The organism is Bradyrhizobium sp. USDA 241 (assembly GCF_049739505.1).
GTDB lineage: Bacteria > Pseudomonadota > Alphaproteobacteria > Rhizobiales > Xanthobacteraceae > Bradyrhizobium > Bradyrhizobium liaoningense.
On sequence record NZ_JBMGPZ010000005.1, the window covers coordinates 783,666 to 809,160 of the forward strand.

General features: G+C 64.9%; 24 protein-coding genes and 1 pseudogene. 14 read left to right on the forward strand and 11 right to left on the reverse strand.

Translation table 11 applies throughout. The annotated features are described in order from the left end of the window. The first annotated feature begins 6 nt into the window (after positions 1-6). The 5 genes from ABIF91_RS25575 to ABIF91_RS25595 all read left to right on the forward strand — a co-directional run bounded on the left by ABIF91_RS25575 (position 7) and on the right by ABIF91_RS25595 (position 5,139). Positions 7-1,092 (forward strand): ABC transporter ATP-binding protein, encoded by a 1,086-nt coding sequence (locus ABIF91_RS25575; RefSeq protein WP_028179653.1) that lies wholly within the window; start codon positions 7-9, stop codon positions 1,090-1,092. Next, the gene (locus ABIF91_RS25580) at positions 1,092-2,066 is read left to right on the forward strand and encodes a carbohydrate ABC transporter permease (protein WP_028179652.1); all 975 of its coding nucleotides are present in this window, start codon (positions 1,092-1,094) and stop codon (positions 2,064-2,066) included. Before ABIF91_RS25575 ends, ABIF91_RS25580 begins: the two co-directional genes overlap by 1 nt. After that, positions 2,066-2,872 carry a carbohydrate ABC transporter permease gene (locus tag ABIF91_RS25585; RefSeq protein ID WP_028179651.1) on the forward strand — a complete coding sequence of 269 codons (807 nt, stop codon included), beginning with the start codon at positions 2,066-2,068 and terminating at the stop codon, positions 2,870-2,872. Before ABIF91_RS25580 ends, ABIF91_RS25585 begins: the two co-directional genes overlap by 1 nt. A 64-nt stretch (positions 2,873-2,936) precedes the next feature. Then, positions 2,937-3,266 (forward strand): DUF2160 domain-containing protein, encoded by a 330-nt coding sequence (locus ABIF91_RS25590; protein WP_028179650.1) that lies wholly within the window; start codon positions 2,937-2,939, stop codon positions 3,264-3,266. A gap of 130 nt (positions 3,267-3,396) precedes the next feature. After that, positions 3,397-5,139: an ABC transporter substrate-binding protein gene (locus tag ABIF91_RS25595; RefSeq protein WP_035676802.1), complete on the forward strand. Its 1,743-nt coding sequence runs from the start codon at positions 3,397-3,399 to the stop codon at positions 5,137-5,139. 297 nt (positions 5,140-5,436) lie between these two features. On the opposite strand, the gene ABIF91_RS25600 is transcribed toward ABIF91_RS25595, so the two are convergent. The 6 genes from ABIF91_RS25600 to ABIF91_RS25625 form a co-directional block, all read right to left on the reverse strand. Next, a protein-coding gene (locus ABIF91_RS25600; protein ID WP_129557670.1) for an IS3-like element ISRj2 family transposase occupies positions 5,437-6,566 on the reverse strand; the annotation gives its coding sequence in 2 pieces (ribosomal slippage) (positions 5,437-6,314 and positions 6,314-6,566; 1,131 coding nt in all). 188 nt (positions 6,567-6,754) lie between these two features. After that, entirely contained in the window at positions 6,755-7,855 is a 1,101-nt protein-coding gene (locus tag ABIF91_RS25605) for an alkene reductase (RefSeq protein ID WP_028180203.1), read from the reverse strand. A 179-nt stretch (positions 7,856-8,034) separates the two neighbouring features. Then, positions 8,035-8,538, reverse strand: coding sequence for a DUF1993 domain-containing protein (locus ABIF91_RS25610; protein ID WP_028180204.1), 504 nt, complete (start codon positions 8,536-8,538; stop codon positions 8,035-8,037). 241 nt (positions 8,539-8,779) lie between these two features. Continuing rightward, positions 8,780-10,075: a lytic murein transglycosylase gene (locus tag ABIF91_RS25615; RefSeq protein WP_028180205.1), complete on the reverse strand. Its 1,296-nt coding sequence runs from the start codon at positions 10,073-10,075 to the stop codon at positions 8,780-8,782. 120 nt (positions 10,076-10,195) lie between these two features. Next, complete coding sequence (locus tag ABIF91_RS25620) at positions 10,196-12,133, reverse strand: glycosyltransferase (RefSeq protein ID WP_028180206.1); 1,938 nt, start codon at positions 12,131-12,133, stop codon at positions 10,196-10,198. Continuing rightward, the gene (locus ABIF91_RS25625; RefSeq protein ID WP_035676468.1) at positions 12,130-13,479 is read right to left on the reverse strand and encodes an HlyD family efflux transporter periplasmic adaptor subunit; all 1,350 of its coding nucleotides are present in this window, start codon (positions 13,477-13,479) and stop codon (positions 12,130-12,132) included. Before ABIF91_RS25625 ends, ABIF91_RS25620 begins: the two co-directional genes overlap by 4 nt. A gap of 284 nt (positions 13,480-13,763) precedes the next feature. Between ABIF91_RS25625 and htpX the strand changes: the two genes are divergently transcribed. Beyond that, on the forward strand, positions 13,764-14,723 hold the full coding sequence (gene htpX / locus ABIF91_RS25630; protein WP_028180208.1) for a zinc metalloprotease HtpX: 960 nt from the start codon (positions 13,764-13,766) through the stop codon (positions 14,721-14,723). A 131-nt stretch (positions 14,724-14,854) separates the two neighbouring features. Then, positions 14,855-15,496: a tetratricopeptide repeat protein gene (locus ABIF91_RS25635; RefSeq protein WP_028180209.1), complete on the forward strand. Its 642-nt coding sequence runs from the start codon at positions 14,855-14,857 to the stop codon at positions 15,494-15,496. Positions 15,497-15,501: 5 nt separating this feature from the next. Here ABIF91_RS25635 and ABIF91_RS25640 read toward each other — a convergent pair whose 3' ends face one another. Both ABIF91_RS25640 and ABIF91_RS25645 read right to left on the reverse strand, forming a co-directional pair. Then, positions 15,502-15,852 (reverse strand): hypothetical protein, encoded by a 351-nt coding sequence (locus ABIF91_RS25640; RefSeq protein WP_028180210.1) that lies wholly within the window; start codon positions 15,850-15,852, stop codon positions 15,502-15,504. Between the two features lie 175 nt (positions 15,853-16,027). Beyond that, positions 16,028-16,828 (reverse strand): hypothetical protein, encoded by an 801-nt coding sequence (locus tag ABIF91_RS25645; RefSeq protein WP_028180211.1) that lies wholly within the window; start codon positions 16,826-16,828, stop codon positions 16,028-16,030. Between the two features lie 228 nt (positions 16,829-17,056). Between ABIF91_RS25645 and ABIF91_RS25650 the strand changes: the two genes are divergently transcribed. After that, positions 17,057-17,350: an antibiotic biosynthesis monooxygenase gene (locus ABIF91_RS25650; RefSeq protein ID WP_035676462.1), complete on the forward strand. Its 294-nt coding sequence runs from the start codon at positions 17,057-17,059 to the stop codon at positions 17,348-17,350. Between the two features lie 110 nt (positions 17,351-17,460). On the opposite strand, the gene ABIF91_RS25655 is transcribed toward ABIF91_RS25650, so the two are convergent. Next, positions 17,461-18,906 (reverse strand): helix-turn-helix domain-containing protein, encoded by a 1,446-nt coding sequence (locus ABIF91_RS25655; RefSeq protein WP_028180213.1) that lies wholly within the window; start codon positions 18,904-18,906, stop codon positions 17,461-17,463. Between the two features lie 230 nt (positions 18,907-19,136). On the opposite strand from ABIF91_RS25655, the gene ABIF91_RS25660 reads away from it, so the two are divergent. From ABIF91_RS25660 to ABIF91_RS25670, 3 genes are all read left to right on the forward strand, one after another. Then, entirely contained in the window at positions 19,137-20,768 is a 1,632-nt protein-coding gene (locus ABIF91_RS25660; RefSeq protein WP_028180214.1) for an isocitrate lyase, read from the forward strand. 32 nt (positions 20,769-20,800) lie between these two features. Beyond that, complete coding sequence (locus ABIF91_RS25665; protein WP_027575539.1) at positions 20,801-21,013, forward strand: DUF4170 domain-containing protein; 213 nt, start codon at positions 20,801-20,803, stop codon at positions 21,011-21,013. 191 nt (positions 21,014-21,204) lie between these two features. After that, positions 21,205-21,759, forward strand: a complete 555-nt coding sequence (locus ABIF91_RS25670) for a hypothetical protein (protein WP_035676460.1) — start codon at positions 21,205-21,207, stop codon at positions 21,757-21,759. A 121-nt stretch (positions 21,760-21,880) separates the two neighbouring features. Here ABIF91_RS25670 and ABIF91_RS25675 read toward each other — a convergent pair whose 3' ends face one another. Further along, the gene (locus ABIF91_RS25675; protein WP_028180216.1) at positions 21,881-22,762 is read right to left on the reverse strand and encodes a metallophosphoesterase family protein; all 882 of its coding nucleotides are present in this window, start codon (positions 22,760-22,762) and stop codon (positions 21,881-21,883) included. Positions 22,763-22,854: 92 nt separating this feature from the next. Here ABIF91_RS25675 and ABIF91_RS25680 point away from each other — a divergent pair, with 92 nt between their 5' ends. The 3 genes and pseudogenes from ABIF91_RS25680 to ABIF91_RS25690 all read left to right on the forward strand — a co-directional run bounded on the left by ABIF91_RS25680 (position 22,855) and on the right by ABIF91_RS25690 (position 24,253). Next, on the forward strand, positions 22,855-23,346 hold the full coding sequence (locus ABIF91_RS25680) for an NUDIX domain-containing protein (RefSeq protein WP_035676456.1): 492 nt from the start codon (positions 22,855-22,857) through the stop codon (positions 23,344-23,346). Between the two features lie 104 nt (positions 23,347-23,450). Further along, positions 23,451-23,681 (forward strand): annotated as a pseudogene (locus ABIF91_RS25685) (glycosyl transferase); the annotation flags it as partial. 56 nt (positions 23,682-23,737) lie between these two features. After that, positions 23,738-24,253 carry a GNAT family N-acetyltransferase gene (locus ABIF91_RS25690; protein WP_028180219.1) on the forward strand — a complete coding sequence of 172 codons (516 nt, stop codon included), beginning with the start codon at positions 23,738-23,740 and terminating at the stop codon, positions 24,251-24,253. A 109-nt stretch (positions 24,254-24,362) separates the two neighbouring features. Here ABIF91_RS25690 and ABIF91_RS25695 read toward each other — a convergent pair whose 3' ends face one another. Further along, on the reverse strand, positions 24,363-25,475 hold the full coding sequence (locus tag ABIF91_RS25695) for a helix-turn-helix transcriptional regulator (protein WP_028180220.1): 1,113 nt from the start codon (positions 25,473-25,475) through the stop codon (positions 24,363-24,365). Positions 25,476-25,495 lie beyond the last annotated feature (20 nt).

The window sequence follows — 25,495 nt, forward strand, 5'->3', positions numbered from 1 at the left end:
TGCGCCATGGCTCGCATTGACCTCGTCGATCTCGCGCATTCCTACGGCGGCAACGACGCCGCCCCGGAGAGCTTTGCGCTCAAGCCTGTCACCATGACGTGGCGGCAGGGCGGCGCCTATGCGCTGCTGGGCCCGAGCGGCTGCGGCAAGACCACGCTGCTGAACGTCATTTCCGGCATCATCACGCCGTCGCGGGGGAAGATCCTGTTCGACGGCAAGGACATCACACCGTTGTCGACCCAGAAGCGGAACATCGCCCAGGTGTTCCAGTTTCCGGTGATTTACGACACCATGACGGTGGGGCAGAACCTGGCGTTCCCGCTGAAAAATCGCGGCGTGCCGAAGGCCGAGATCGACAAGCGCGTCGCCGAGATCGGCCGTCTGCTCGACCTCGAACCATATCTGAACCGCAAGGCCACCCGACTCACCGCCGATGCCAAGCAGAAGATCTCGCTCGGCCGCGGCCTCGTCCGCTCGGACGTCGCCGCCGTGCTGTTCGACGAGCCGCTGACGGTGATCGATCCCGAGCTGAAATGGCAGCTCCGCTCCAAGCTGAAGGCGCTGCATCGTGAGCTCGATCTCACGATGATCTACGTCACCCACGACCAGACCGAAGCGCTGACCTTCGCCGATACCGTCGTCGTCATGCACGACGGCCGCGTCGTGCAGAGCGGCACGCCGGCCGAACTGTTCGACAAGCCGGCGCACACCTTCGTCGGCTATTTCATCGGCTCGCCCGGCATGAACATCCTGCCGGCGGAGGTGCGGGGGCGCGAGGCCAGGATCGGCGGCCACGTGATCGCGCTCGATCGCAGCTACGACAGTCTGCCTTCGGGCGCCAAGATCGAGATCGGCGTCCGTCCCGAATTCGTGGAGGTCGTTGCGCCCGCGCCCGGCCTGCTCGTCGCCAGGATCGAGCGCATCGACGATCTCGGCCGCATCCGCTTCGCGCGCGTGCGCGTCGGCGACGCGAAGCTGGCCGCGCGCGCACCGGCCGGCTTCACCAGCGCGGACGGCAGCGCCGGGCTGAAATTCGATCCGTCGCACGTGCACGTCTATGCCGACAGCCTTCTGGTGGAGGGAGCCGCCTGATGGACAAGACCGTCAACCAAAAAGCCTGGTTCCTGGTGCTGCCGGTGTTCCTGGTCGTCGCCTTCTCGGCGGTGCTGCCGTTGATGACCGTGGTGAACTATTCGATGCAGGACACGTTCGGCAACAACCAGTTCTTCTGGAACGGTGTCGGCTGGTTCAAGGAGCTGCTCGATCCCTCGACCGATCTCGGAGGCCGCTTCCTCGCTTCCCTCGGCCGCAACCTGTTCTTCTCGCTGGTGATCCTCGCCATCGAGGTGCCGCTCGGCATCGTCGTCGCGCTGTCGATGCCGCGCGAGGGCTGGACGGTTGCAGCCTGCCTCGTGATTCTCGCGCTGCCGCTTCTGATTCCGTGGAACGTGGTCGGGACGATCTGGCAGATCTTCGGCCGCCCGGACATCGGCCTGCTCGGCTATACCCTCAACGCGATGGGCTTGGACTACAATTACGTCTCCAACGACGTCGACGCCTGGATCACCGTCATCGTGATGGACGTCTGGCACTGGACCAGCCTCGTCGCGCTGCTCTGCTACGCCGGCCTGAAGTCGATTCCCGAAGCCTACTACCAGGCCGCGCAGATCGACGGCGCCTCGCGCTGGGCCGTGTTCAAGGCGATCCAGCTGCCGAAGATGAATCGCGTGCTGCTGATCGCCGTGCTGCTGCGCTTCATGGACAGCTTCATGATCTACACCGAGCCGTTCGTCGTCACCGGCGGCGGACCCGGCAATTCCACGACCTTCGTGTCGATCGAGCTGGTCAAGATCGCGCTCGGCCAGTTCGATCTCGGCAAGGCCGCCGCGCTGTCGCTGGTCTACAATCTGATCATCCTGATCGTCTGCTGGATCTTCTACACCGTCATGACCAATGCCGGCGTCGAACGCAAAGTCCAGGCTTCGAGCGAGCCGGCGGTGGAGCCCAAGCCTTCGGCCGCGCTCAAGCCAGTGCCCGCACTCAAGCCGAAGGAAGGAGTGGCCTGATGCATTCGATTCCCGGCCGCCGCCTCATCATGGGGTTGTTCCTGGTCTTCCTGCTGCTGCCGATCTACTGGCTGGTCAACATGAGCTTCAAGACCAACAGCGAGATCGTCTCGACGATGACGCTGTGGCCGCACACCCCGACGCTCCAGCACTACAAGCGCATCTTCACCGACGAGAGCTGGTACTCGGGCTACATCAACTCGCTCCAATACGTCATCCTCAACACCGTCATCTCGATCTCGGTGGCGCTGCCCGCGGCCTACGCGTTCTCGCGCTACCGTTTCCTCGGCGACAAGCACCTGTTCTTCTGGCTGCTGTCGAACCGCATGGCGCCGGCCGCGGTCTATGCGCTGCCGTTCTTCAACCTCTATTCGGCGATCGGCCTGTTCGATACGCCGTGGGCGGTCGCGCTGGCGCACTGCATCTTCAACGTGCCGCTGGCGGTGTGGATCCTCGAAGGCTTCGTCTCCGGCGTGCCGCGCGAGATCGACGAGACCGCCTTCCTCGACGGCTATTCCTTCCCGCGCTTCTTCATCAAGATCCTGGTGCCGCTGATCGCGAGCGGCATCGGCGTCGCCGCCTTCTTCTGCTTCATGTTCTCCTGGGTCGAGCTCCTGCTCGCGCGCACGCTGACCTCGGTGTCGGCCAAGCCGATCGCCGCGATCATGACGCGCACGGTGTCGGCCGCCGGCATGGACTGGGGCCTGCTCGCCGCCGCCGGCGTGCTCACCATCATTCCGGGCGCGCTGGTGATCTGGTTCGTCCGCAACTATATCGCGCGCGGTTTCGCGCTCGGCCGGGTGTAACGCGCATGATCCCGAAAAGTGGAAGCCGGTTTTCGGAACAGATCATGCGCAAGGAGTAAGAGCAATGGAGTCTATCGCATGGATGGCCTGGACGCTGCCGACCGCGATCTTCTTCGTCGCGCTCGCCTGCACCCTGGCCGTGATGACCTGGCTCGCCGCGGTCTATCCGGAGGCCGAGCGCGTCGGCGTGCTGCGCATCCCGACCACGCGCGGTGATCGCCTGTTCATCTCGCTGATCGCGGCCGCCGTCATCCACCTCGCGTGGATCGGTCTCGTCGGCACCGACCCCATCGCCACGCTGCCGATCGGCGAGGAGGGTTTTGAGATTTCGAGCCTGTGGCTCGCAAGCGGAATTTCGCTGGTCACGGCCGTGCTCATCTTCCGCACGGTCTGAAACTGGCGAAGGGACGGCCAGATCCGGGACCAACCCGGGCCTGTATAAAAGTTTGTCGCTGCAACGGAGGAACAACATGCGACAGTTTAGGAGAAGGAAAGGTCCATTGACCAAGAGTAGCTTTTTGACCATGTCCAGCGCCGCCGCGATCGTGGCGGTGTCGCTTGCGGTCTCGGCGCCGGTCCGCGCCGCCGATGAGGCCGTGATCCAGAAATGGATCGCGGAATTCCAGCCCTCGACGCTGTCGAAGGAAGACCAGAAGAAGGAGCTGGAGTGGTTCGCCAAGGCCGCCGAGCCCTTCAAGGGCATGGAGATCAACGTCGTCTCCGAGACCATTACCACCCACGAATACGAAGCGCAGACGCTGGCGAAAGCGTTCTCCGAACTCACCGGCATCAAGCTCAAGCACGACCTCATCCAGGAAGGCGACGTCGTGGAGAAGCTGCAGACCCAGATGCAGTCCGGCAAGAACGTCTATGACGGCTGGATCAACGACTCCGACCTGATCGGCACCCACTTCCGCTACGGCCAGACCATCGCGCTGTCGGACTACATGACCGGCGAGGGCAAGGACGTCACCGACCCCATGCTCGACGTCAACGACTTCATCGGCAAGTCGTTCGGCACCGGGCCGGACGGCAAGCTCTATCAGCTGCCCGACCAGCAGTTCGCCAACCTCTACTGGTTCCGCTACGACTGGTTCACCAATCCCGAGTTCAAGGCCAAGTTCAAGGCCAAGTACGGCTACGAGCTCGGCGTGCCCGTGAACTGGTCCGCCTATGAGGACATCGCCGAGTTCTTCACCAACGACGTCAAGGAGATCAACGGCGTCAAGGTCTACGGCCATATGGACTATGGCAAGAAAGACCCCTCGCTCGGCTGGCGCTTCACCGACGCCTGGCTGTCGATGGCCGGCAACGGCGACAAGGGCATTCCGAACGGTCTGCCGGTCGACGAATGGGGCATCCGCATGGAGGGCTGCCGTCCGGTCGGCTCTTCCGTCGAGCGTGGTGGCGACACCAACGGTCCGGCGGCGGTCTACTCGATCACCAAATATCTCGAGTGGATGAAGAAGTACGCGCCTCCGCAGGCCCAGGGCATGACCTTCTCCGAGTCCGGCCCCGTGCCGGCGCAGGGCAACATCGCCCAGCAGATGTTCTGGTACACCGCCTTCACCGCCGACATGGTGAAGCCGGGCATCGCCGTGATGAACGCGGACGGTACGCCGAAATGGCGTATGGCTCCGTCGCCGCATGGCTCGTACTGGAAGGAAGGCATGAAGCTCGGCTACCAGGATGCCGGCTCGCTCACGCTGCTGAAGTCGACCCCGCCGGACCGCCGCAAGGCAGCCTGGCTCTATCTCCAGTTCATCGTCTCCAAGTCGGTGAGCTTGAAGAAGAGCCATGTCGGTCTCACCTTCATCCGTGAATCCGACATCTGGGACAAGTCGTTCACCGAGCGTGCGCCGAAGCTCGGCGGCCTGATCGAGTTCTACCGCTCGCCCGCGCGCGTGCAGTGGACCCCGACCGGCAACAACGTGCCCGACTATCCGAAGCTCGCACAGCTCTGGTGGCAGAACATCGGCGATGCCTCGTCCGGTGCGAAGACCCCGCAGCAGGCGATGGATGCCCTCGCGGCCGCTCAGGACTCCGTGATGGAGCGTCTGGAGAAGTCCGGCGTGCAGGGTGCCTGCGGTCCGAAGCTCCACAAGAAGGAGAAGCCGGAGTACTGGTTCGCGAAGGCCGAAAAGGACGGCACCGTCGCGCCCCAGCGCAAGCTCGCCAACGAGAAGCCGAAGGGTGAGACGGTCGACTACGACACGCTGATCAAGTCGTGGCCGGCGAGCCCGCCGAAGCGCGCGGAAGCGAAGTAAGCGGCGCTTGGAGAGTCACAAACACGAAAGGCCGGGAGCGATCCCGGCCTTTTTCTTTTGTGCTTATGGTGACGAGCTTGTGGGAAACGCGTCCCACACACTCGGTGTCATTGCCCACCTAGTGCGCAATTGCGCACAGGGGCGGGCAATCAGAGCTGGCCCCGGTTGTTTGGACAGCGCCCCGCTGGATTTAAGTGGATTCCTGCCGGGTTATGCTGAACGCGGGGCTTTACGGTTTTGTCGTTGCGTCGGGAGGGCGTAGCCCGACCAGAGCGACGACAAAACCGTCGGCGACGGTCATGCGGCCATCACCATAGCTTGCGTGCCGAAGTAAGCCTCGTCGGGCGTGCGCCCGTCAAGGCTCGAGTGAGGGCGTCCCTGATTGTAGAAGGCCAGATACTTGGCAATTGACGCTCGCGCCTCGGACACGCTGTCGTAGGCGCGGAGATATACTTCTTCGTATTTGACCGTGCGCCAGAGCCGCTCGACAAACACGTTGTCGCGCCAGGCGCCCTTGCCGTCCATGCTGATGGCGATCTTCGCGTCCAGCAGCACATCGGTGAACTCGAGGCTGGTGAACTGGCTGCCCTGATCCGTGTTGAAAATCTCGGGCCTGCCGTGCTTCGCCAACGCCTCCTGGACCGCTTCGACGCAGAAGGCCGCCTCCATTGTGATCGAGACGCGATGGGCCAGGACCCGTCGGCTGAACACATCGACGACCGCCGCGAGATAGACGAAGCCACGCCGCATCGGAATGTAGGTGATGTCCATTGCCCACGCATGGTCGGGCCGCTCGATCTTCAATCCGCGCAACAGGTACGGGTAGATCTTGTGACCCGGAGCCGGCTTGCTCGTGTTCGGGCGACGATAGACCGCCTCGATCCCCATGCGCTTCATCAGCGTCGCGATGTGGCGGCGACCGGCGTATACGCCCTCCCGCCGCAGCAACGATCGCAGCATACGCGCTCCCGCGAAGGGATAATCGAGATGCAGCTCATCGAGCCGACGCATCAAGGCAAGGTCCTCGGCCGAAACTGGCCGAGGTTCATAGTAGACCGTGCTGCGAGCCAGCTTCAGGACCTTCGCCTGGCGCACGATAGAAAGATCATGATCGCGGTCGATCATCGCTTTGCGCTCAGCAGGCCCGCCTTGGTGAGCGCGCCGGACAAAAAATCGTTTTCCAACGCCAGCTCGCCGATCTTGGCATGTAACGCCTTCAAATCGACCGGCGTCTCGGCCGATGTCTTGTCATGCCCAAACACGCCGGCGGCGCCTTCCAGGAGCTGGTTTTTCCAGATCGTGATCTGGTTCGGATGAACATCAAACAGTTGCGCCAGCTCCGCCAGTGTCTTGTCGCCTTTGACCGCAGCCAAAGCAACCTTCGCCTTGAATGCCGGAGAATGCGTCCGGCGGCTCTTCTTCGTCATCTTCGCTCCTGATTCGCAGCAAGAATCCTCGCCGCTGTCAGGCAGAAAATCCACTCAAGCTACTGTCCGAATTTGCGGGGCCAGCTCTATCCAGTATTCCAGAGGCGGTCGTGATTGAATCGAGGGGCCGCGGCGTACTGGATGCCCCGCTTTCGCGGAGCATGACAGCGTCGCAGGTGGATGGGCCCTCACTCCGCCGGCTCGGCCGCCAGCGTCGGATAGTCCGTGTATCCCTTCGCGCCGCCGCCGTAGAACGTGTTCTTGTCCCAGTCGTTCAGTGCCGCGCCCCGCTTCAGCCGCTCGACCAGGTCGGGGTTGGAGATAAAGGGCTTGCCGAAGGCGATGAGATCGGCCGCGTTCGCGTCCAGCACCTTGGTCGCAAGCTCGAAATCATAGCCGTTGTTGGCGACGTAGGCGCCGGAGAAGCGCTTGCGCAAGGACGCATAGTCGAACGGCGCGATGTCGCGCGGCCCGCCGGTGGCGCCTTCGACGACGTGGAGATAGACCAGCTTGAGCGCGTTGAGCCCGTCGACGATGTGATCGAACAGCGGCTGCGGGCTGCTGTCGGAGAGGTCGTTGGCCGGCGTGACCGGCGAGATGCGGATGCCGGTGCGATCGCTGCCGGCCTCGGTGGCGACGGCCTTGGCGACTTCCAGCATCAGCCGTGCGCGGTTCTCGATCGAGCCGCCATAGGCGTCAGTGCGCTTGTTGGCACCGTCCCTGGCGAACTGGTCGAGCAGATAGCCGTTGGCGCCGTGGATCTCGACGCCGTCGAAGCCGGCTTCCAGCGCGTTCTTCGTCGCACGCTTGAAGTCGTCGATAATCCCGGGAATTTCGGAGAGTTCGAGCGCGCGCGGCTCGGAGACGTCGGCGAAGCCGCCGTTGACGAAGGTCTTGCCCTTGGCGCGGATCGCACTCGGCGCGACCGGGGCTGCGCCATTGGCCTGAAGGTCGACATGCGAGATGCGGCCGACATGCCAGAGCTGGATGAAGATCTTGCCGCCGCGCTCATGCACGCGGTCCGTGACCTTGCGCCAGCCGGCGACCTGGTCCTTGCTGTAGATGCCGGGCGTGTCCTGGTAGCCCTGGCCCTGCTGCGAGACCTGGCTCGCTTCGGTGATCAGGAGCCCTGCGGAGGCGCGCTGGCCGTAATAATCGGCCGCCAGCGGACTCGGAACGAATGTGCCGGGCGCTGCACGGTTGCGCGTCAGCGGCGCCATCACCAGGCGATTGGCCAGCGTGATCGGCCCGAGCTTGTAGGTCTCAAACAATTTGGTCGAACGGCTCATTGGGAATGCTTCCAGGCGGTGAGAGGTCCCGAACACTTGTGCATCGCGGCATCAGGCGCAAGGGAAGAGCCATACGGAAAGTGCAGGCGAGCTACGCGGCAGCGCCCGCGTAGCATAAATCATGTGCAATTCCGGCCGCCGCAGCGGGATTCCGCTACGCGGCCGTGCGATCCGGAAAATCAGTTCGTGCCCATGAAATCGCGCTTGCCGATCTCGACGCCGTTGTGGCGCAGGATGCCGTGGGCGGTCGCGGCGTGGAAATAGAAGTTCGGCAGCGAGAACGAGCTCAGGAATTGCTGTCCCTTCATGGTGATGGATTTGTCCGGGCCGGCCGGGAAGGTGACGTCCCTGGCATCGGCGCCCTCGAACTGCTCGGGCTTGAACGACTTCACATAGTCGATGGTCTTCGCCAGCCGCTGCTTCAATTCCGCGAAGCTGGTCTCGGTGTCGGGCGTTGTGGGCACTTCGCTGTGAGTGAGCCGGGCGCAGCCCTTGGCGGCGAAATCGCTGACGAGCTGGACCTGCCTCGACAACGGCAACATGTCCGGAAACAGGCGCGAGTCGAGCAGGACGCCGGGATCGATCTTTTTCACCGCGCAATGCGCCTCGGCTTTGGTGAGCAGCCCGGTCACGCTGTTCAGCATCTGCAGATAGGCGGGGACGACGGCGTCGTAGAAGGACATGTGATGCTCGCTTCAATGGTGGGAAATCTCAGGAGAAAACCTGAGCCACTCACATGGGAGCCTCATGGAAAAATACAATCGCAGAGCGCGGCTTGTGCGATGCGAAAATTCTACGGCGTCATCCTCGCTGTCATCGCCCGGCTTGACCGGGCGATCCAGTACGCCGAGACAGTTTTGGTTGAATCGATAGGCCGCGGCGTACTGGATGCCCCGGTCGAGCCGGGGCATGACGGAGGAGGGTTTAGCGGATCGTCGCCTGGGGCTGCGCCTGCGCCGTGCCGCCGCGCATTCGCGCCAGCAGCTCCGCCGTCGGCCAGGAATCGGCCGGCAGGCCGTATTTGATCTGCATCGCCTTCACGGCAGTGCGGCTCTGCTGGCCGAGCACGCCGTCGACCTTGCCAACATTGTAGCCGGCGCGCACCAGCAGCTGCTGCAATTCCTTGAGCTCGTTGAACGGCAGCTGCGCGACCGGCGAGGAGGGCTTGCGCATCGGCGCGGCGCCGGCGATGCGCGAGGCGAGATAGCCCGCGGTGGTCGAGTAGATCAGCGAGTTGTTCCATTCAGTGTAGGCCGCGAAATTCGGATAGGCGAGGAAGGCCGGACCAAAGCGGCCCATCGGCAGCAGCACGGACGCTGCAAGATTGTCATTCGGCAGCGGCCGTCCGTCGGAATAGGTGACGCCCAGCTGCGCCCATGTCGAGCGCGGCTCGCGCACCGTGAGATCGGTCTTCTCCCACGGCAGGTTGGGCGGCACCTTGATCTCCTCCAGCCACGGCTCGCCGCGCCGCCACTTCAAACCATTGGCGATGTAATTCGCGGTCGAGCCGATCACGTCGGCCGGCGACCGCAACAGGTCGCGCCGTCCGTCGCCGTCATAGTCGACCGCGTAGTTGACATAATGCACGGGCAGGAACTGCGTCTGCCCGAGCTCGCCGGCCCAGGAGCCGATCATCTCGTCGGGATGCAGATCGCCGCGGTCGATGATCTTCAGTGCGGCGATGGTCTCGCCCACGAACATCTCGGAGCGGCGGCAGTCATAGGCCAGCGACACCAGCGATTTCAGCGTCGGCAGATTGCCCATGTTGGCACCGAAGTCGCTCTCGAGTCCCCAGAATGCGGCGATCACGGCCGGCGGCACGCCATATTCCTTTTCGGCGCGTGCAAAGGCCGCGGCGTATCGCTTGATGTGCTGCTGTCCGTTCTGCATGCGATAGGGCGCCGCCATGCGGCCGGCGAATTCGGTGAAGAGCTGGCCGAACACGCGCTGGCCACGGTCGCGGTTGACGATGCCCTGGTCGTAGACGAGATACGGCGAAGCCTCCGCGATCGTGCGCTGCGACACGCCGGCAGCCACAGCCTGTTGCTTCACGTCCGCCAGGAAGCGATCGAAGCTCGCACCATTGTGGCATGAGGCCGCGCGCGGCGAGGGGGCCTTGGGCGCTGCGGGCCTGGCGGGAGGTGGAAGCATCTGGGCGGAAGCGGTGGCGGTGCACGCGAGAAGCGTGACTGCCGCGATCAGAAATCGGGTCTGGACCATGGGAGTTCCGGCGGGGAAAGGACAGGCGTGGATTCGCCTGAAGTTTAGGAGAAGTGACGGCCTCAGGCCATCCTTTCCATGCTCGGCCAGCGCAGGGAATGCGGGCGATGTCGCGCCGGCCTAGCCGAACAGCCGCATCAGCAGCGCTTTCCCGACCGGCAGCGCCCTCACTCCCCGAAAGGCGCGAACATACTCGCCGGCATAGAATGCCCTGATCGCGTGCACGCGCGTATCCATGCCTTCCTCGAACCGCACGGCGAATCCGTCCGCGGTCCGCCGTACCACGATGGCCGCGATCGGGCGGCCGTAGATGCGGCATTCGATCGTGCTGCCCGGCGCCGGCGGATCGGGATCGATCAGGCGAGCGCCCGTGATGGAGATGTCGCCGAGCCGCGCGAGATGCGACCTGCCGTCGTGGCGCAGCAGGACGGTCTCATTGCGGCTGAACCGCTCCGCCTTTCGCTTGCGCGGCTGCTCGATGCAGACGAAGCAGACCACGGTGAGGATGACCGCGTTGTAGAGGCTCCAGGCCAGGGCCAGTCCGCCATAGGCGATGTTTTCGCCGCGCAGGTGGAGGATGAAGGCATAGGCGATGGCTGCGAGCGTGATGACGAGCGCGCCGCCATAGAGCCGCAGCAGCGGCCATTCGACGAATCGCCTGTTGCGGTCGCCGCCTTTCGCGGTGACCTTGAACTTGTGTCCTGTCGGCTTCAACAGGCCGGCCGCCACCGCCTTGAGCACTGCAGGCGCCGCGATGAGCTGCGAGACGTCCGTCATCATCGCGAGCGAGCGGCCGCGCGACAGCCAGGCCATGCTGAGACCATGCCAGACATAGAAAGGCAGAAAGAAGCGCAACAGCTCGGTGAGGTCGGCCTGAACCGCCTTGATGCCGAACAGCAGGAACAACCAGGGCACGACGAGGCCCGCCACCTTCGACGCGTACACCGCCGACCAGCTCATGAAGGCGTCGGTCAGCGAGAGCCGGTCGATAAAAGCCAGCTTCGAGTCCCGCGACAGCGGCCCGCTACGACCGCGCACGATCTGCATCAAGCCGAGGCACCAGCGGGCGCGCTGGGTGATGTATTCCTTCAGCCCCTCCGGCGCGAGCCCGATCGTCAGGCGCTCGTTGAGATAGATCGTGTTGAGGCCGTATTCCTTGAGGCGCAGCGTGACGAGGTAGTCTTCGGTCACCGAATCGGTCGGAAATCCGCCGATTTGCATCAGCCCGGCATAGCGAATCAGGGACGAGGTGCCGCAGCAAAACGCGACGCCCCAGGCGTCCTTGGCCGGCAGCAGGATGTCGAAGAAGAAGCGCTGCTCGTCGGGCCAGACATCGGTCGCGGCAAGGTTGGTCTGGATCGGATCTGGATTGATGAAGTGCTGCGGCGTCTGCACTACGCCAACCGACTCGTCGTCCATGAGCGAGATGGTACGCGCAAGGAAATCGGGCCGCGGCACGAAGTCCGCATCGAGAATGGCGACGAATTCCGGCCGCTCCGGCAGCGCGCCGACATGCCTGAGTGCATGGTTGATGTTGCCGGCCTTGGCGTGGAGGTTGTCGTGCCGCGTGAGATAATGGCAGCCGAGCTCGCCCGAAAGGCGCCGCAGCCAGGGCCGCCGTCCATCGTCCAGTACCCAGACGCGGTAGTGGCCGTAGGCCATGCCGGTCGCGCCGATGATGGTGCGTTCGAGGATCGGCCGTTCCTCGTTGTAGGTGCAGATGAAGACGTCGATCAACGGCGCACGCGGATCGGTGGCACGGCCGTCGACCCTCGCTGCGCCGGTGCGGTCGCGCGTCCGGCTCAGGAACAGCAGCGACAACGCGACCGCGACGAGCGAGGCCGCTTCCAGCAGCAGGAATGGGTAGCCGGCCATGGCATCGAGGGTCAGATGCGGCGGCGGGAGCGTCGAGGTGACACGCCAATGGAGATAACGCAGCAACAGGGCCACCGACACGATCGTCAGGAACGAGCGCGCCATCGTGCTGTCGCGCCTGAGCAGCGGCACGATCGCCATGAAGGCGCCGAGCGCAATCAGGCCGGGCGTCAGCGCCATCATCGCGGCGCTGTCTCACGCCGGGCGAATACGACACGGCCGGTGCGTCCCACGGTGCAGGCGCGGGTCGCGGCATCGCGCGATGCCACGGTCACGCGATAGGGCTCCTTGCTCAGCGCATCCGGGTTGATGGCGAGATTGGCGGGTGCACCGGCGGCGCCGGTCAGATTGACCACGGTGCCGAGGATCGGCTCGCCGCCGTCATTCGGCTCGAAAGTCGCGCGATCGCCGAGCTGCAGGCGGTTGTAGACGGCCTCGGTGACGTTGGCGGTGATGACGGCGCCGCTGCAATCGAGCACCTTGAGCAGGGGCTGGCCGGCCTGTACGTCCTCGCCGGGCGAGGTCATCATCTCCCAGACGCGCCCCGCGACGGGTGTCGTGATGTTGGCTTCGGACAGGTCGGCGAAGCGGACCTCCTCGACGATGATCTCGTTGGCAAGCCAGGCGATGTCGGTGTCGGTGCGGGCGAGATCGGCTTCGAGGTCGCCGGCGCGCTGACGCATCTCCTCTTCGCGCTGCACCGAGCTCGGCCGGTCGTTATAGCTGTCGCCGAGGAACGAGCCGTTCTGCGCCGCGGCGAGCTCGACCCTGGCGGCATCCAGCCGCTTGCGCGCGCCGAGCTCGGTCTGCTGTGACACGGAGAGCTCGCGCGTCAGCCGCGACAGCTCGACGGTCGAGACATTGCCGGTTTTGGCCAGCGCCGCGGCGCGTTCGACGGCGGCGCTGGCCTCCTCGCGCCGCGCCGCCGCCGCCTCGATCGAGGTCTGGATCTCGGCGATGCGGGCTCCGAGCTGGAGCACGCGTCCGTCGCGGAATTGCGCGGCCTGCCGCGCCAGGTCCTTTTGCGCGGCCTGCGCCGAGGCAAGCTTGGCGGCAAGACTCGGCCGCTCGTTCTCCAGGCGCGATTTCTGCCGCCGGAGATCGTCGAGCAGGGTGCGATCGCCGCGCGAGTTGACGACGCGCAGGACGACGGTTCCGGCCTCCAACTCGGTCTGGTCGGTGACGCGCTGGGCGGCCGCGACGCGCCCACCGATGGGCGTGCGCAACGTGACGAGGCGGGAATTCAGCACCGCCTCGACGCTCGAATTCTCCCAGATCGCGCGCAGCGGCAGCCAGCCGAACACGGCGACGATGGCGAGCCCAATGGCGATCTTGGCACCGCGCCGCAGATACGACCAGCGACGTCCGGATTCCGGCGCCGTCTGCCCGTCCGGCACGGGGCTGGGCTCGTCATGGGCGAACAGCTGCTCGTGCAGCGCCTCCTGCAAGCCCTTCGCGTCAGTCTTGCTCTCGTTAGGGGAGGGAGTGGATGTGGGGTCGACGGAGGCGGCGCGTGAGCGGTCCATCATGACGGTCACCTTGCTGACGAGATGCCAACGGAACCGGCCAATGCACAAGAACCGTGCGACGTACCCGGCAACCGCGGATTAAGCCAATCCTGCGCTTTCCAGGTTGCTAAGTGTCCACGTGTGTTTTTGCGCAAATAACCGTCAAGGTTTAGCGGGGACCGAAAGGCTGGCCGCATGCCATGGATCTGCGGCCCGGCGACGCACGAACCTTGCGGTCATCGGCGGCATTCATACCTCGTGGATGCCGGCCGAAGGCTTGCCCGCGGCCGCTCCAGGAGACGGCCATGAACTATTTTCGTACCGCAATGCTGCTCGCAGGCCTGACCGCCCTGTTCATGGGCGTCGGCTATCTCATCGGCGGCGCCTCGGGCGCCATGATCGCGCTCGTCATTGCCGCCGCGACCAATCTCTTCACCTACTGGAACTCCGACCGCATGGTGCTGTCGATGTACGGCGCCCATGAGGTCGACCGTTCGACCGCACCGGAGCTGGTCGGCCTCGTCGCCGAGCTTGCCGGGCGCGCCGGCCTGCCGATGCCGCGCGTGTTCGTGATGGACGAGGTGCAGCCCAATGCGTTCGCGACCGGCCGCAACCCGGAGAACGCCGCAGTTGCCGTCACCACCGGCCTGATGAACCAGCTCAGCCGCGAGGAGCTCGCCGGCGTGATCGCGCACGAGCTCGCCCACATCAAGCATCACGACACGCTTCTGATGACCATCACTGCGACCATCGCGGGCGCGATCTCCATGGTGGCCCAGTTCGGCATGTTCTTCGGCGGCAATCGCGAGAACAACAATGGTCTGGGCATCGTCGGCTCGATCCTGATGATGATCCTCGCTCCGCTCGGCGCCATGCTGGTGCAGATGGCGATCAGCCGCACACGCGAATACGCCGCCGACAATCTCGGCGCGCGCATCGTCGGACAGCCGATGTGGCTGGCCTCGGCGCTGGTCAAGATCGAGGGCGCCGCGCATCAGGTGCCGAACTACGAGGCCGAGCGGAATCCCGCGACCGCGCACATGTTCATCATCAATCCGCTGTCAGGACATGGTGTGGACAATCTGTTCGCGACCCACCCCTCGACCCAGAACCGTGTCGCCGCCCTCCAACAGCTCGCGTCCGAGCTCGGCGGGCGGGCGGCGCCGTCGGTCGGGGCCAACGAGAACTACCCGCCGCGCGGTCCCTGGGGCCGCTCCTCGTGGCGTGGTTCTTCCCGCGGTCCTTCCCGCGGTCCCTGGGGCTAACGGAACCGGTGAGGATTTGCGGCTTTGTGACCTGGCGCACATAGGGTCGTCCCGGCCGGTGCTAACACCTCGACGTGACCATTCCTTCGAAAGGGGATGCGTGGCCGGCCCGCTTCCGGCCACCGTCGAAGATGACCAGAGCTGCCGTACTCTTGCTGATCGTTCTTTGCGTGCTCGTCGGCCTGTCCACGCACATGGTCGTCAATTGCGGCGACGAGGACGATCCCGACATCTGCTCGGCCGTGATCGGCTTCTCGCCGCTTCGCGGCTCGCTGATCGCTTTCGCCTATGCGGGGCGCGGGCGGATCGCGCTGCGTCACGGCGATTTCAGGCGGGCGATCGCCGATTTCGACGAGGCCATCCATCTCAATCCCAACCGCGGCTCGCTCTATCGCGACCGGGCGATGGCCCGTCGGCTGAACGGCGATCTCGAGCGTGCCATTGCGGATTATGACGAGGCGATCGCGCATGATCCCAAGCTCGCCGCACCCTATCACCAGCGCGGTCTTGCGCTCGCCGCCATGGGCGATCTCGATCGGGCCATCCTGAGCTACAACACCGCGGTCCGCCTCGACCCCTCCGATGCGCAGGCCCGTCTCGATCGCGGCCTCGCGTTCCTCGCCCGCGGTCAGGCCGACGATGCCCGCGCCGATTTCGAGGCCGCGCTGGCGCTGCCCGCCGGCAAGAACGGCACCGCGCGAGAGGCAGCGCGCGCCAAGCTCGCCGAGCTCGCCAGCGCCGAGCCGACCGAGGTCTCCGCGCCGCGGCGTTAAGTGGGCTACTTCGCCTTCCTGGCCTTCGCCTTCTTCGTCTTGGCCTTCTTTTCGGGCTTGTCCTTCGCCTTCTTTTCCACCTTCACCGCAATCGGCGCGCTGGCGGCCAGGCGCATCGATCGCGCGTAGCTGTCGGCGACGTTGTCGGCGGACATCTGGAGGCGCTTGGCGGCGGCGGTGGCCTGCTCCATGGTGGCCTTGGCCATCATCTTGAAGCGCTCGCCGGTCTCCTTGCCCTTGGCCTTGGCCGCAAGGCCGTTGAAGCGATCCCGCCGCTCCTTGGCGCGGGTCATCAGGCCCGTATGCAGCTGTCTGGCCAGTTGCCGGATCACGACATCCAGGTCTGCGTCCGCCATGTTCTCTCATCCTCTTCGAAAAACGGTATCGATGCGGCGGGACTATGCAGATCGGGCCCCGCCTTGGCAATTCCCGCCAGCGCGTCATCCGCAGCTTCCAGCTTGCGAAGCAAAAAAAGCCGCGCATATTGCGCGGCTTTTCGGCTGGCTTGCTTGGGGAGACGCGTTGTCTGCTTTACTTCAGCGAGGCCACCGGGCCGTTCGACGCCGCCGGCTCGGGGTCGAAGCCGAACACGCCGACCAGATACTTGTAATAGTCCGGCATCTTCTCCTTGAGCGCCTCGCGCGACTTCGGGTCGTGGAATTCGCTTTTTCCGGCCAGAAAGATGCTGGCGGTCACCGCAAAGAATTCCATGGGATTTTTCATCGCATAGGCTTCCTTGGGCAACATGTCCTTGGACTTGGCCAGCGCGTAATAGGCGATCACGCCCTTGTTGGCGTAGCCGTCCGGCAGCAGCCGTGCGTGATAGGCGTGGAGGAGCTCGTGCAGCAGCACGGCCTCCTTTTCGTAGCGCATCATGTCCGGCCGCAGCATGATCACGCCGAGCCCCGAGTCGACCGCGAGGTCGACGGCGTTCGGATTGGTCCAGCGCTGCTTGTCGTGGTCCCACACCGTCAGGGTGCGCGGCACGCGGCGCTCGACGTTGGGAGCGACGCGGCCGTAGCAGGCGGTCGCGGCGCCTTCGTCGAGGCAGGCGAGCTCGCTCGCGATGATCGGCACGGTGCGGAAGAAGCGCAGCACGCGCGGCGACAGGCCGGCCGCTTCGACGGCGTCGATCTGCTGCTTCAGATTGTCGGTGAGCTTGTCGACGTCCTTGCGGTCGGAGTTCTCCGACAGGTCGAACATGTAGCCGCGATAGCCCTGGAAGCCCGGCGGCAACGACGGCGCTGCGTCGGCATCGAGCGACCCGGCATGAGATGGATTGGCGATGAGCGCGCCGACGATGGTTGCGGTCAGCAGCAACGCAATGCGCATGATGAAGCCCCCTGATGTCACTTCGCCCGGCAGAATAGGCCGCCGTTGTTTGCGAAACGTGAGTGGGGCGAGACTAAGGCGCCGATGTTGAGGCGTGCTTAATCTCTGGTTGCAGATCCCGCAGGTGGATTAGCGCGGGGTTAACCAAGCGTGGATCGGCCGCCTGCATCGGCGTATCATCGGCTCCGGGTCACAGGCCCAAAGTCCAGATAGCCGGAGGAGGATGCCATGTATGCCGCCATCCGTCAGGCCAAGGCGAAAAGCGGGAGTGCGGAAGAGCTGGCGCGCCGCATCAAGGACGGCGCCGTGCCGATCATCAGCGACGTCGATGGCTTTCGCGCCTACTACGTCGTCTATGCCGGCGACGACACCGTCACCGCGATCTCGATCTTCGACAAGTTCGAGCAGGCCGAGGAGGCGAACCGGCGCGCGATCGCCTGGATCGAGAAGAATCTGGGCCCGCTGCTGGCCGGCGACGCGCGCGCCGTGGCGGGGCCGGTGATCGTGCATACGCTGGCGTAGGTCGGAGGCTGTCGCCTCACATTCATCCAGTACGCCGCGGCAGTCGTTGTGAATCTCGAGGTCTCTGGAATGCTGGATGCCCCGCCTGCGCGGGGCATGACAGCCGTGCCTCACAGCTCCCGCGCATTCGAGAACGCAAAGCTCGACACCCGCCGCGTCGTCTCGTCCAGGATCAGCGTGCGCGTGATCGGCGGCTCGGCGCGCTGGGCGCAGTTCTCGCGCTCGCAGAGGCGGCAGTTGACGCCGATCGGCGTGCCCTCGGTTTTCTCCAGGTCGATGCCGGCGGCATAGGTCAGGCGTGCGGCGTGACGGATCTCGCAGCCGAGGCCGATGGCGAAGCGCGGCTGCGGCAGCGGGTGCGGCGCGACGGGGCGACGCACCATCTGCGCGATCGAGAAATAGCGCGTGCCGTCCGGTAGCTCGATCACCTGCTTGAGCAGGCGGTCCGGCGTGTCGAAGGTCGAGTGCACGTTCCACAGCGGGCAGGTGCCGCCGAATTTCGAGAACGGGAAGGTGCCGGAGGAGAAGCGCTTCGAGACGTTGCCGGCATTGTCGACGCGCAAGAGGAAGAACGGAATGCCGCGCGCGTTCGGCCGCTGCAGCGTGGTGAGGCGGTGGCAGACCTGCTCGAAGCCGGAATTGAAGCGCTGCGCCAGCACGTGGATGTCGTAGTTGAGCGCCTCGGCTGCGGCAAGGAAAGCCGGATAGGGCATCATCACCGCTGCTGCGAAGTAGTTGCCGAGGGTGATGCGGAACAGGCGGCGCGGCGTGTCGTCCAGCGGGCCGGCGCGGCCGATGATGGTCTCCAGGGCTTGCGCGCATTCGCCGAGGCCGAGCTGAAAGGCGAGCTGAAACGCGCGGCCGGGCGGGTCGACCAGCTCCGAGATCAGGAGCTGCCGGCGATGCCGGTCGAAGCGCCGCAGCGTCTCGCGCATCACGTCGACCGGCATGATGCGGGTCTGGATCGAATGCTTCTCGCGCAGGCGCGCCGCGAGCGCCGCATACAGCCCTTCGGCCGGGACGTTCAGCTCATCGCGCAGAGTCTCTGCGGCCTGCTCGAGCTCGGGGAAATAGTTGCGGTTGGCCTCGATCAGCTCGCGCACGCGCTCGACCGGATTGGCCTCATAGCGCGTGCCGACGTCGCGGTCGGCCATTTGCGCGGCGGCCAGCGTCTCGCCTTGGCGCGCCTCGGTATAGGCGGCGTAGAGCCGCTGCAGCGCGTGGGTGACGCCGGGGCAGAGCTCGGCGAGGTCGCGCAGCTCCTGCTTGGGCACGTCGATCTGGCGGAACAGGGGATCGGAGAAGATCTCGTTGAGCTCGGCGAAGAAGCGGTCCTCGTCGGCGGTGGCGAGGTCGCGCAGGTCGAGGTCATAGGTCTCGGCAAGGCGCAGCAGGATTTGCGCGGTCACCGGGCGCTGGTTGCGTTCGATCAGGTTGACATAGCTCGGCGAGATCCCGAGCCCCTCGGCGATCTGGGTCTGCGACAGCCCCAATTGCTGCCGGATCCTCCGGAAGCGCGGGCCGACGAAGAGCTTCTTGCCGGAAACGGCGGGCATGTCTCAGGTCTCCAGGCTCATTAAGGTCAGGCTTGCTGACCCATTTATTTACAAAATTTACAAAATAACATCTATTACATGTTCTGATGTTACATGACATCACCAATCAGAAACAAGCCCTCTATCCGAATTTTCCGCTTTCGCGTTTAGCTCCTGACACGCATCTCGCAATGCACTGTCAAGAATGTCGATGGCTAGCCATCGCCATCGTCAGCGAAAGGATCAGGCACATGAACTACCAGCCCCGCGGCATCAGCCCCCTCCTGCGTCCCGCCTCCTATCAGAGCGAGGTCGAGGCAGCCCAGGCGCTCCTTGAGACCCAGCCGACCTGGAACGGTGTGACGGCCGAGGCCGTCGCGCGCATGCGCCTGCAGAACCGCTTCAAGACCGGTCTCGACGTCGCCCGCTACACCGCGGCCTTGATGCGCGCGGACATGGCCGCCTATGACGGCGACCCAACCAAGTACACCCAGTCGCTCGGCTGCTGGCACGGCTTCATCGCCCAGCAGAAGCTGATCTCGGTCAAGAAGCACTTCGGCAAGACCGATCGTACCTACCTCTATCTCTCGGGCTGGATGATCGCCGCGCTGCGCTCCGAGTTCGGTCCGCTGCCCGACCAGTCGATGCACGAGAAGACCTCGGTGCCGGCGCTGATCGAGGAGCTCTACACCTTCCTGCGCCAGGCGGATTCGCGCGAGCTGAACGACATCTTCCGCGCCCTCGACAAGGCGCGCAAGGAAGGCGACAAGACCCGTGAGAAGGAGCTGATCGAGAAGATCGACAACTTCCAGACTCATGTCGTGCCCGTCATCGCCGACATCGATGCCGGCTTCGGCAATGCCGAGGCGACCTATCTGCTCGCCAAGAAGATGATCGAGGCCGGCGCCTGCGCGCTGCAGATCGAGAACCAGGTCTCGGACGAGAAGCAGTGCGGCCACCAGGACGGCAAGGTCACCGTGCCGCATGAGGTCTTCCTGGCGAAGATCCGTGCCTGCCGCCACGCCTTCCTCGAGCTCGGTGTCGAAGACGGCGTCATCGTGACTCGCACCGATTCGCTCGGCGCCGGCCTGACGCAGCAGATCGCCGTCAGCCACAAGCCCGGCGACATCGGCGACCAGTACAACAGCTTCCTGGATTGCGAGGAAGTCACGGCGGAGAACGCCAGGAACGGCGACGTCATCATCAACCGCAACGGCAAGATGATGCGTCCGAAGCGGTTGCCCTCCAACCTCTACCAGTTCCGCCCGGGCACCGGCGAAGACCGCTGCGTGCTGGACTGCATCACCTCGCTGCAGAACGGCGCCGACCTGCTCTGGATCGAGACGGAGAAGCCGCATATCGAGCAGATCGCGAAGATGGTCGACCGCATCCGCAAGGTGGTTCCGAACGCGAAGCTGGCCTACAACAACTCGCCCTCGTTCAACTGGACCCTCAACTTCCGCTGGCAGGTCTTCGACGCCTGGAAGGAGGCCGGCAAGGACGTCAGCAAGTACAACCGTGCCGAGCTGATGAAGGCGGAGTACGACGATACGCCGCTGGCAAAGGAAGCCGACGAGCGTATCCGCACCTTCCAGGCGGATTCGGCCAAGCGCGCCGGCATCTTCCACCACCTGATCACGTTGCCGACCTATCACACGGCAGCGCTCTCGACCGACAATCTGGCCAGGGAGTATTTCGGCGAGCAGGGCATGCTCGGCTACGTCAAGAACGTCCAGCGCGCCGAGATCCGTCAGGGCATCGCCTGCGTGAAGCATCAGAACATGGCCGGCTCCGACATCGGCGACGACCACAAGGAGTACTTTGCCGGCGAAGCGGCCCTGAAGGCGGGCGGCGCCCACAACACCATGAACCAGTTCGGCTAACGAACCACGCTACTCTCGATAGGAGACTGACAATGACCAAAGGCAGCAATTTCTGGGTGATCGGCGGCGAGTTCGGTTCGATGAACTTCCACAAGCTCGTGGAAGGCTCGGCCCAGGTCAAAGGTCCGTTCAAGTCCCGCAAGGAGGCTGAGGACTGCTGGCGCGAGGTGTCGGAAGAGAGCCGTCACAAGGCCGGCGTCCGCTTCTCGATCGTGGAAGAGCCGCAGCGCGCTCCGGCGGCCTGATCGGCTGCCGACCTGAACCAAGAAGACGTCCAAGGACGGACGGTCCCATCCAGGCCCTGCCTGGGTGGGATCGTCTGTTTTTGGTACAGGTGAAACGGCTGTGGGCGCTGTAAGTATCTGGAATTGTAGGCCTTTGCGGAGGGGATGGTTGCTGATAGGTTAATGCCGGAAAGTCGAGGACGAGGCCGACAATGTCAGAGCCCGAGACCAGCGGGACCCATCCCGGCCAGCCGCGCCCGGTGCGGCTGCGCGACGCACTGCTGCGCGCACGGATCGAGGCCGCCGACCGGACCGGCGTCGTGGTCGATCTCAGGGACGCCGAGGTGGCGCGGCTCGAGATCCTCAATGACGCGCTCGATCCCCTGTTCGCGCAGGTGCCTGATCAGATCGACCTGTTCGACCGCGGCATCAGCCAGGGCGATACGCCAAGACTCTGGATCGACGTCGTCGCCCACATCGTGATGGGGCGCGACAAGCGGATGTACCGCTTCGTCCAGGACACCCGTTTTGGCCGCATCGTCCTCGCCGAGTCGCACGACACCGCTGTGATCGTCGAGGCCGTCACCGACTATGTCGCGCGCCGCATGGTCGAGCGCGAGCGTGCGATGGTGGTCCCGCCCGAACCGGCGGCACCGGCCACCGTGCCGCCGCGCCGCTCGCGCGTCTGGCCGTTCGTGTTCGGGTTCGTGCTCGGCGCTGCCGCGTTGTTCGGGGTCGCGGTGCTGGCCGCCTTGCGGAGCTGGTGAGACTCTCTCCCTCGTCATTCCGGGGCGCGCGAAGCGCGAGCCCGGAATCCATTCATCAGCACGGGCTGCGGCCTGACGGATTCCGGGTTCATGCTTCGCATGCCCCGGAATGACGACCCTCTCAAATCAACCTCGCATGCTTGATCTGCCCGATCTGAAATCCAGCCCCCAGGCTCCGCACCGTCTGCTCGCAGCGCCAGCCGGCGTTGTCCTTCTCGATCGTCAGCAGATTATACGCCGCCGCCGGGTAGCGTCCGTGCGCGAGCGCGGAGGCCGAGGGAACGCCGAGCGCGGGAATGTTTCCGTTGGGACCTTCGACCCATATCGTCGAATGAACGTGGTCGTGCCCGTGCAGGACCAGCTCGACGCCCTGGCGCTTGAGCAGCGCCAGCAGGGCGGGCGCGTCCGTCATCCGCTTCTGGCGGGCATCGGATTTCAGCGGATGATGCACCAGCAGCACGCGGAAGACGTCCTCGGCCGCGAGCCGTTCGAGCACCTGTTCGAGCGAGGCGAGCTGATCGGGCCCGAGCGTGCCCGTCGCCATCAGCGGCAGGGTCGGTACCGCCGTGGACAGGCTGATCAGCGCAAGCGGTCCGCGCCGGCGCACGGACGGAAAACCGATGCGGCCGTCGTCGCCTGCAAGATAGGGCGCAAACATCTCGCCGAAACGATGAAAGGTGGCACGGACATAGGCGTCATGGTTGCCGGGAATCGCGGTCACGCGCTCAGGCGGGCCGACGCTCTCGAGCCAGGCGAGGGCCGGCGCGAATTCCGCCTCCAGCGCGAGGTTGACGAGATCGCCCGTCACCGCGATGTGGTCGGGCGCCTGCGCCCTCATATCGGCGACGAGTGCGTCGAGAACCTCGCGGCGCTGATATTTGTGGCGGTTGCGCGTCCAGTTGACATAGCCAAGCGCGCGCTTGCCCGCGAGCTCGATCAGCCGAGGCTTCGGCAAAGGCGGCAGATGCGGGTCGGACAGATGGGCGAGCGTGAAGGGAGCCATGGCGCGCGATTGCCTCGCTATTGCTCTACCGTAATGGCAAGGTCGCGCCCGACGCGCAAGCAGGGCCTGAAACGGGGCGGCAGGGAAGTCTGATGGGAGAAAGTCTGAACCGTGTCCGACGGAAAGCCGAGCCGCTGCTGCGGCGGCTTTTCCACGCCTACTTCCTGCTCGTCCGCGGCATGACGCTCGGCGTCCGCGCCGTGGTGCTGGATGCCGAGGATCGCGTCTTCCTGGTCAGGCACAGCTACGTCAGCGGCTGGTATCTGCCTGGCGGCGGCGTCGACCACGGCGAGACCATGGAGCAGGCGATGCGGCGCGAGCTCAAGGAGGAGGGCGACATCGATCTCACCGGAGAGGCCGTGCTGCACGGCATCTTCCTCAACAGCCACGTCTCCCGCCGCGACCACGTCGCGGTCTACGTCGTCAGGCAGTTCAGGCAGGACCGCCTGCCCGCGCCCAACCGCGAGATCGTCGAATGCGGGTTCTTCGCGATCGCGGCGCTGCCCGAGGGTACCACGCCCGGCACGCGGCTGCGGATCGCGGAAGTGCTCGACGACCGGCCCTTGATTGCGACGTGGCGCTGAGCGCGGCCTGTGCTAGTAACCGGCTCGACGCATACCACGGAAACCGGATGAAGATTGCCAAGTTCGCTTTCGGCCTGACCTGCCTTGCGATCCTCGCGGGCAACATCGGAATCCTGCTGGCGCTGGTCTCGGTGATCCTGGCGATCCCGATCGTGATGACCTTCATCGAAACCGGCCTTGTGCCGCGCCTGCCCACCGCCGTGCTGTCGATGGGCCTGATGATCATGGCCGTGCTGTCGGCGTCGTCCGGGCTCGTGCTCGACACGGTCACGCGGGGGCGGCGGGAGATGAAGATGCTGGCCTACCTGTCCCAGCCTGCGTTGAAACGGGACTGAGGTGGGTGCCACGCCCATGGACCTCCGCATTCGCAGATGCTACTCCGCCGGATGACATGACCGACCTCTCACTGACCATCCTTCCCGAGGCCGCGGGCGACGCTCAGGCGATCGAGCGGCTGCACGAACGTACCTTCGGGCCCGGCCGCTTCGTGCTGAGCGCCTACCGGATTCGCGAGCACGTCGACCATCTGCTCGAACTGTCCTTCACCGCCCGCATCGGCACGCTGCTGGTCGGCTCGGTCAGGCAGTTGCCGATCCTGATCGGCGACACGCCCGCGCTGCTGCTCGGTCCGCTCACCGTCGAGCCGCCGTTCCGCGGCCGCGGCGTTGGCCGTGCGTTGATGGAGCGCGCGCTGAAGGATGCGAAAGCGAAAGGCCACCGGCTCGTGCTGCTGGTCGGCGACGAACCCTATTACAGCCGCGTCGGTTTCAAGCCGGTCCCCAAGGGCCGCGTCACCATGCCGGGCCCCGTCGATGCTGCCCGCATCCTGGTGTTCGAGCTCGTCGACGGCGCCTTCGAGGGCGTGTCGGGCCCGGTCGGGCCCGACTGGAGCAAGGCGCGGGGGTAGCTGCAGTCTCAGCTCCACGTCCGGATGGAGCGTCCGCCGTAGGGCGAAGGCGGAAGCGCAGTCCAAGGCCAGGCGGACAAGTCCCGGCTTTCGCTCCGCTCGATCGTGGCTACGAGGCCTCGCCAGGGGATCTGACGACACCTATCGTCGCGAGAAGTGCGGCAAGCTCAGCCTGACCTCTCGTGTCGGTTTTGACAAAGACTCGCCTGAGATGCGTTTTGACCGTATTGGCGGACAGCCCCAGCATGACGGCTGCTTCGGATGTCGTCCCGCCGGAGGACGCTGCAACTGCCACGCGCGCTTCCGCCCTGGTCAAGCCATATGCGTCCGTCAATTGCTGCGAGCTCGCCGTTCCTCTTCGCGAGGGATCGATCACGAAGGCGGCGCAGGCCGCGTTGCGGATGAAGGCCCCACCGAGCATCCCGACTTCTTCGCTGCGCAGTCCCACGACGACAATAGTCAGAAGCCGCGTCCCCTCCACCGCGGGAACACTCATCGTTCCGCCGGCTCCGCCGGCCAATGTCGACCGGACAAGGTTTGCGAGGCGTCTCGAATGCGGGGCTGACCAGGTCGCCATCGAAGGCCTGAGCTTGAGCGTCCCTTCCGCTTCCAGCGAACAGGACGCCTGGTTCGCAAAGACGACATGTGCCCTGGGACCCATGACGACGACGCCGTCCGCCAGTTGATCGATTACGTCGAACGCGGCTCTCCTCAATGCGTGATACCCGGTCAGGCGAAATCCCAATGTGACGGATCTCCGCAGATGGGGAGCCAGCATTTCGATGTGTTTACGGCCGGCTGCGTCGAATTCTCCGCGGCGCCTGCTGCGGCAGATGTTGAAGGCCACACGGAAGTCGTCCTTCGCTGCCAGCGCAATCATCGCGTTGTGTCCGATGCCTTGCGGCCTGAGGACCTCGTCGTAGAAGACCGATTTTTCGAGTTCGCGCAGCGGCACCACTTCGTCCGACAGGACCACTTGCCCTATCGGCTTGTCCTCCATAGCCTCCGACCAGGCATTCTGCATATGGCGTTCCTGGTAGGCCTGATTGCATTGCTGGTTCAAGCGGCCGTTGAAATCGAAGTAGACCTGCTCGGCCGCGACCGATTGTCCGAACAATACTCCGCCTTCGCTTCCTGTGAGATCGGCGATAGCGGTGAGAACGGCAGGCCAGAGGTCTTGTTGGCCGGCGGCCTCGTATATCAAATCGAGGATGCGTTCCATTATTGCGATCCGAGATGCGC

Bases quoted from the DNA above. Each gene is read 5' to 3' on its own strand.
- ABIF91_RS25655 (WP_028180213.1), bottom strand. From the start codon at position 18,906: ATGCCCGCCGTTTCCGGCAAGAAGCTCTTCGTCGGCCCGCGCTTCCGG.
- ABIF91_RS25650 (WP_035676462.1), top strand. From the start codon at position 17,057: ATGTATGCCGCCATCCGTCAGGCCAAGGCGAAAAGCGGGAGTGCGGAA.
- ABIF91_RS25695 (WP_028180220.1), bottom strand. From the start codon at position 25,475: ATGGAACGCATCCTCGATTTGATATACGAGGCCGCCGGCCAACAAGAC.
- htpX (WP_028180208.1), top strand. From the start codon at position 13,764: ATGAACTATTTTCGTACCGCAATGCTGCTCGCAGGCCTGACCGCCCTG.
- ABIF91_RS25580 (WP_028179652.1), top strand. From the start codon at position 1,092: ATGGACAAGACCGTCAACCAAAAAGCCTGGTTCCTGGTGCTGCCGGTG.
- ABIF91_RS25625 (WP_035676468.1), bottom strand. From the start codon at position 13,479: ATGATGGACCGCTCACGCGCCGCCTCCGTCGACCCCACATCCACTCCC.
- ABIF91_RS25635 (WP_028180209.1), top strand. From the start codon at position 14,855: ATGACCAGAGCTGCCGTACTCTTGCTGATCGTTCTTTGCGTGCTCGTC.
- ABIF91_RS25605 (WP_028180203.1), bottom strand. From the start codon at position 7,855: ATGAGCCGTTCGACCAAATTGTTTGAGACCTACAAGCTCGGGCCGATC.
- ABIF91_RS25680 (WP_035676456.1), top strand. From the start codon at position 22,855: ATGGGAGAAAGTCTGAACCGTGTCCGACGGAAAGCCGAGCCGCTGCTG.
- ABIF91_RS25610 (WP_028180204.1), bottom strand. From the start codon at position 8,538: ATGTCCTTCTACGACGCCGTCGTCCCCGCCTATCTGCAGATGCTGAAC.
- ABIF91_RS25615 (WP_028180205.1), bottom strand. From the start codon at position 10,075: ATGGTCCAGACCCGATTTCTGATCGCGGCAGTCACGCTTCTCGCGTGC.
- ABIF91_RS25660 (WP_028180214.1), top strand. From the start codon at position 19,137: ATGAACTACCAGCCCCGCGGCATCAGCCCCCTCCTGCGTCCCGCCTCC.
- ABIF91_RS25675 (WP_028180216.1), bottom strand. From the start codon at position 22,762: ATGGCTCCCTTCACGCTCGCCCATCTGTCCGACCCGCATCTGCCGCCT.
- ABIF91_RS25595 (WP_035676802.1), top strand. From the start codon at position 3,397: ATGTCCAGCGCCGCCGCGATCGTGGCGGTGTCGCTTGCGGTCTCGGCG.
- ABIF91_RS25665 (WP_027575539.1), top strand. From the start codon at position 20,801: ATGACCAAAGGCAGCAATTTCTGGGTGATCGGCGGCGAGTTCGGTTCG.
- ABIF91_RS25575 (WP_028179653.1), top strand. From the start codon at position 7: ATGGCTCGCATTGACCTCGTCGATCTCGCGCATTCCTACGGCGGCAAC.
- ABIF91_RS25690 (WP_028180219.1), top strand. From the start codon at position 23,738: ATGACCGACCTCTCACTGACCATCCTTCCCGAGGCCGCGGGCGACGCT.
- ABIF91_RS25585 (WP_028179651.1), top strand. From the start codon at position 2,066: ATGCATTCGATTCCCGGCCGCCGCCTCATCATGGGGTTGTTCCTGGTC.
- ABIF91_RS25670 (WP_035676460.1), top strand. From the start codon at position 21,205: ATGTCAGAGCCCGAGACCAGCGGGACCCATCCCGGCCAGCCGCGCCCG.
- ABIF91_RS25640 (WP_028180210.1), bottom strand. From the start codon at position 15,852: ATGGCGGACGCAGACCTGGATGTCGTGATCCGGCAACTGGCCAGACAG.
- ABIF91_RS25590 (WP_028179650.1), top strand. From the start codon at position 2,937: ATGGAGTCTATCGCATGGATGGCCTGGACGCTGCCGACCGCGATCTTC.
- ABIF91_RS25645 (WP_028180211.1), bottom strand. From the start codon at position 16,828: ATGCGCATTGCGTTGCTGCTGACCGCAACCATCGTCGGCGCGCTCATC.
- ABIF91_RS25620 (WP_028180206.1), bottom strand. From the start codon at position 12,133: ATGATGGCGCTGACGCCCGGCCTGATTGCGCTCGGCGCCTTCATGGCG.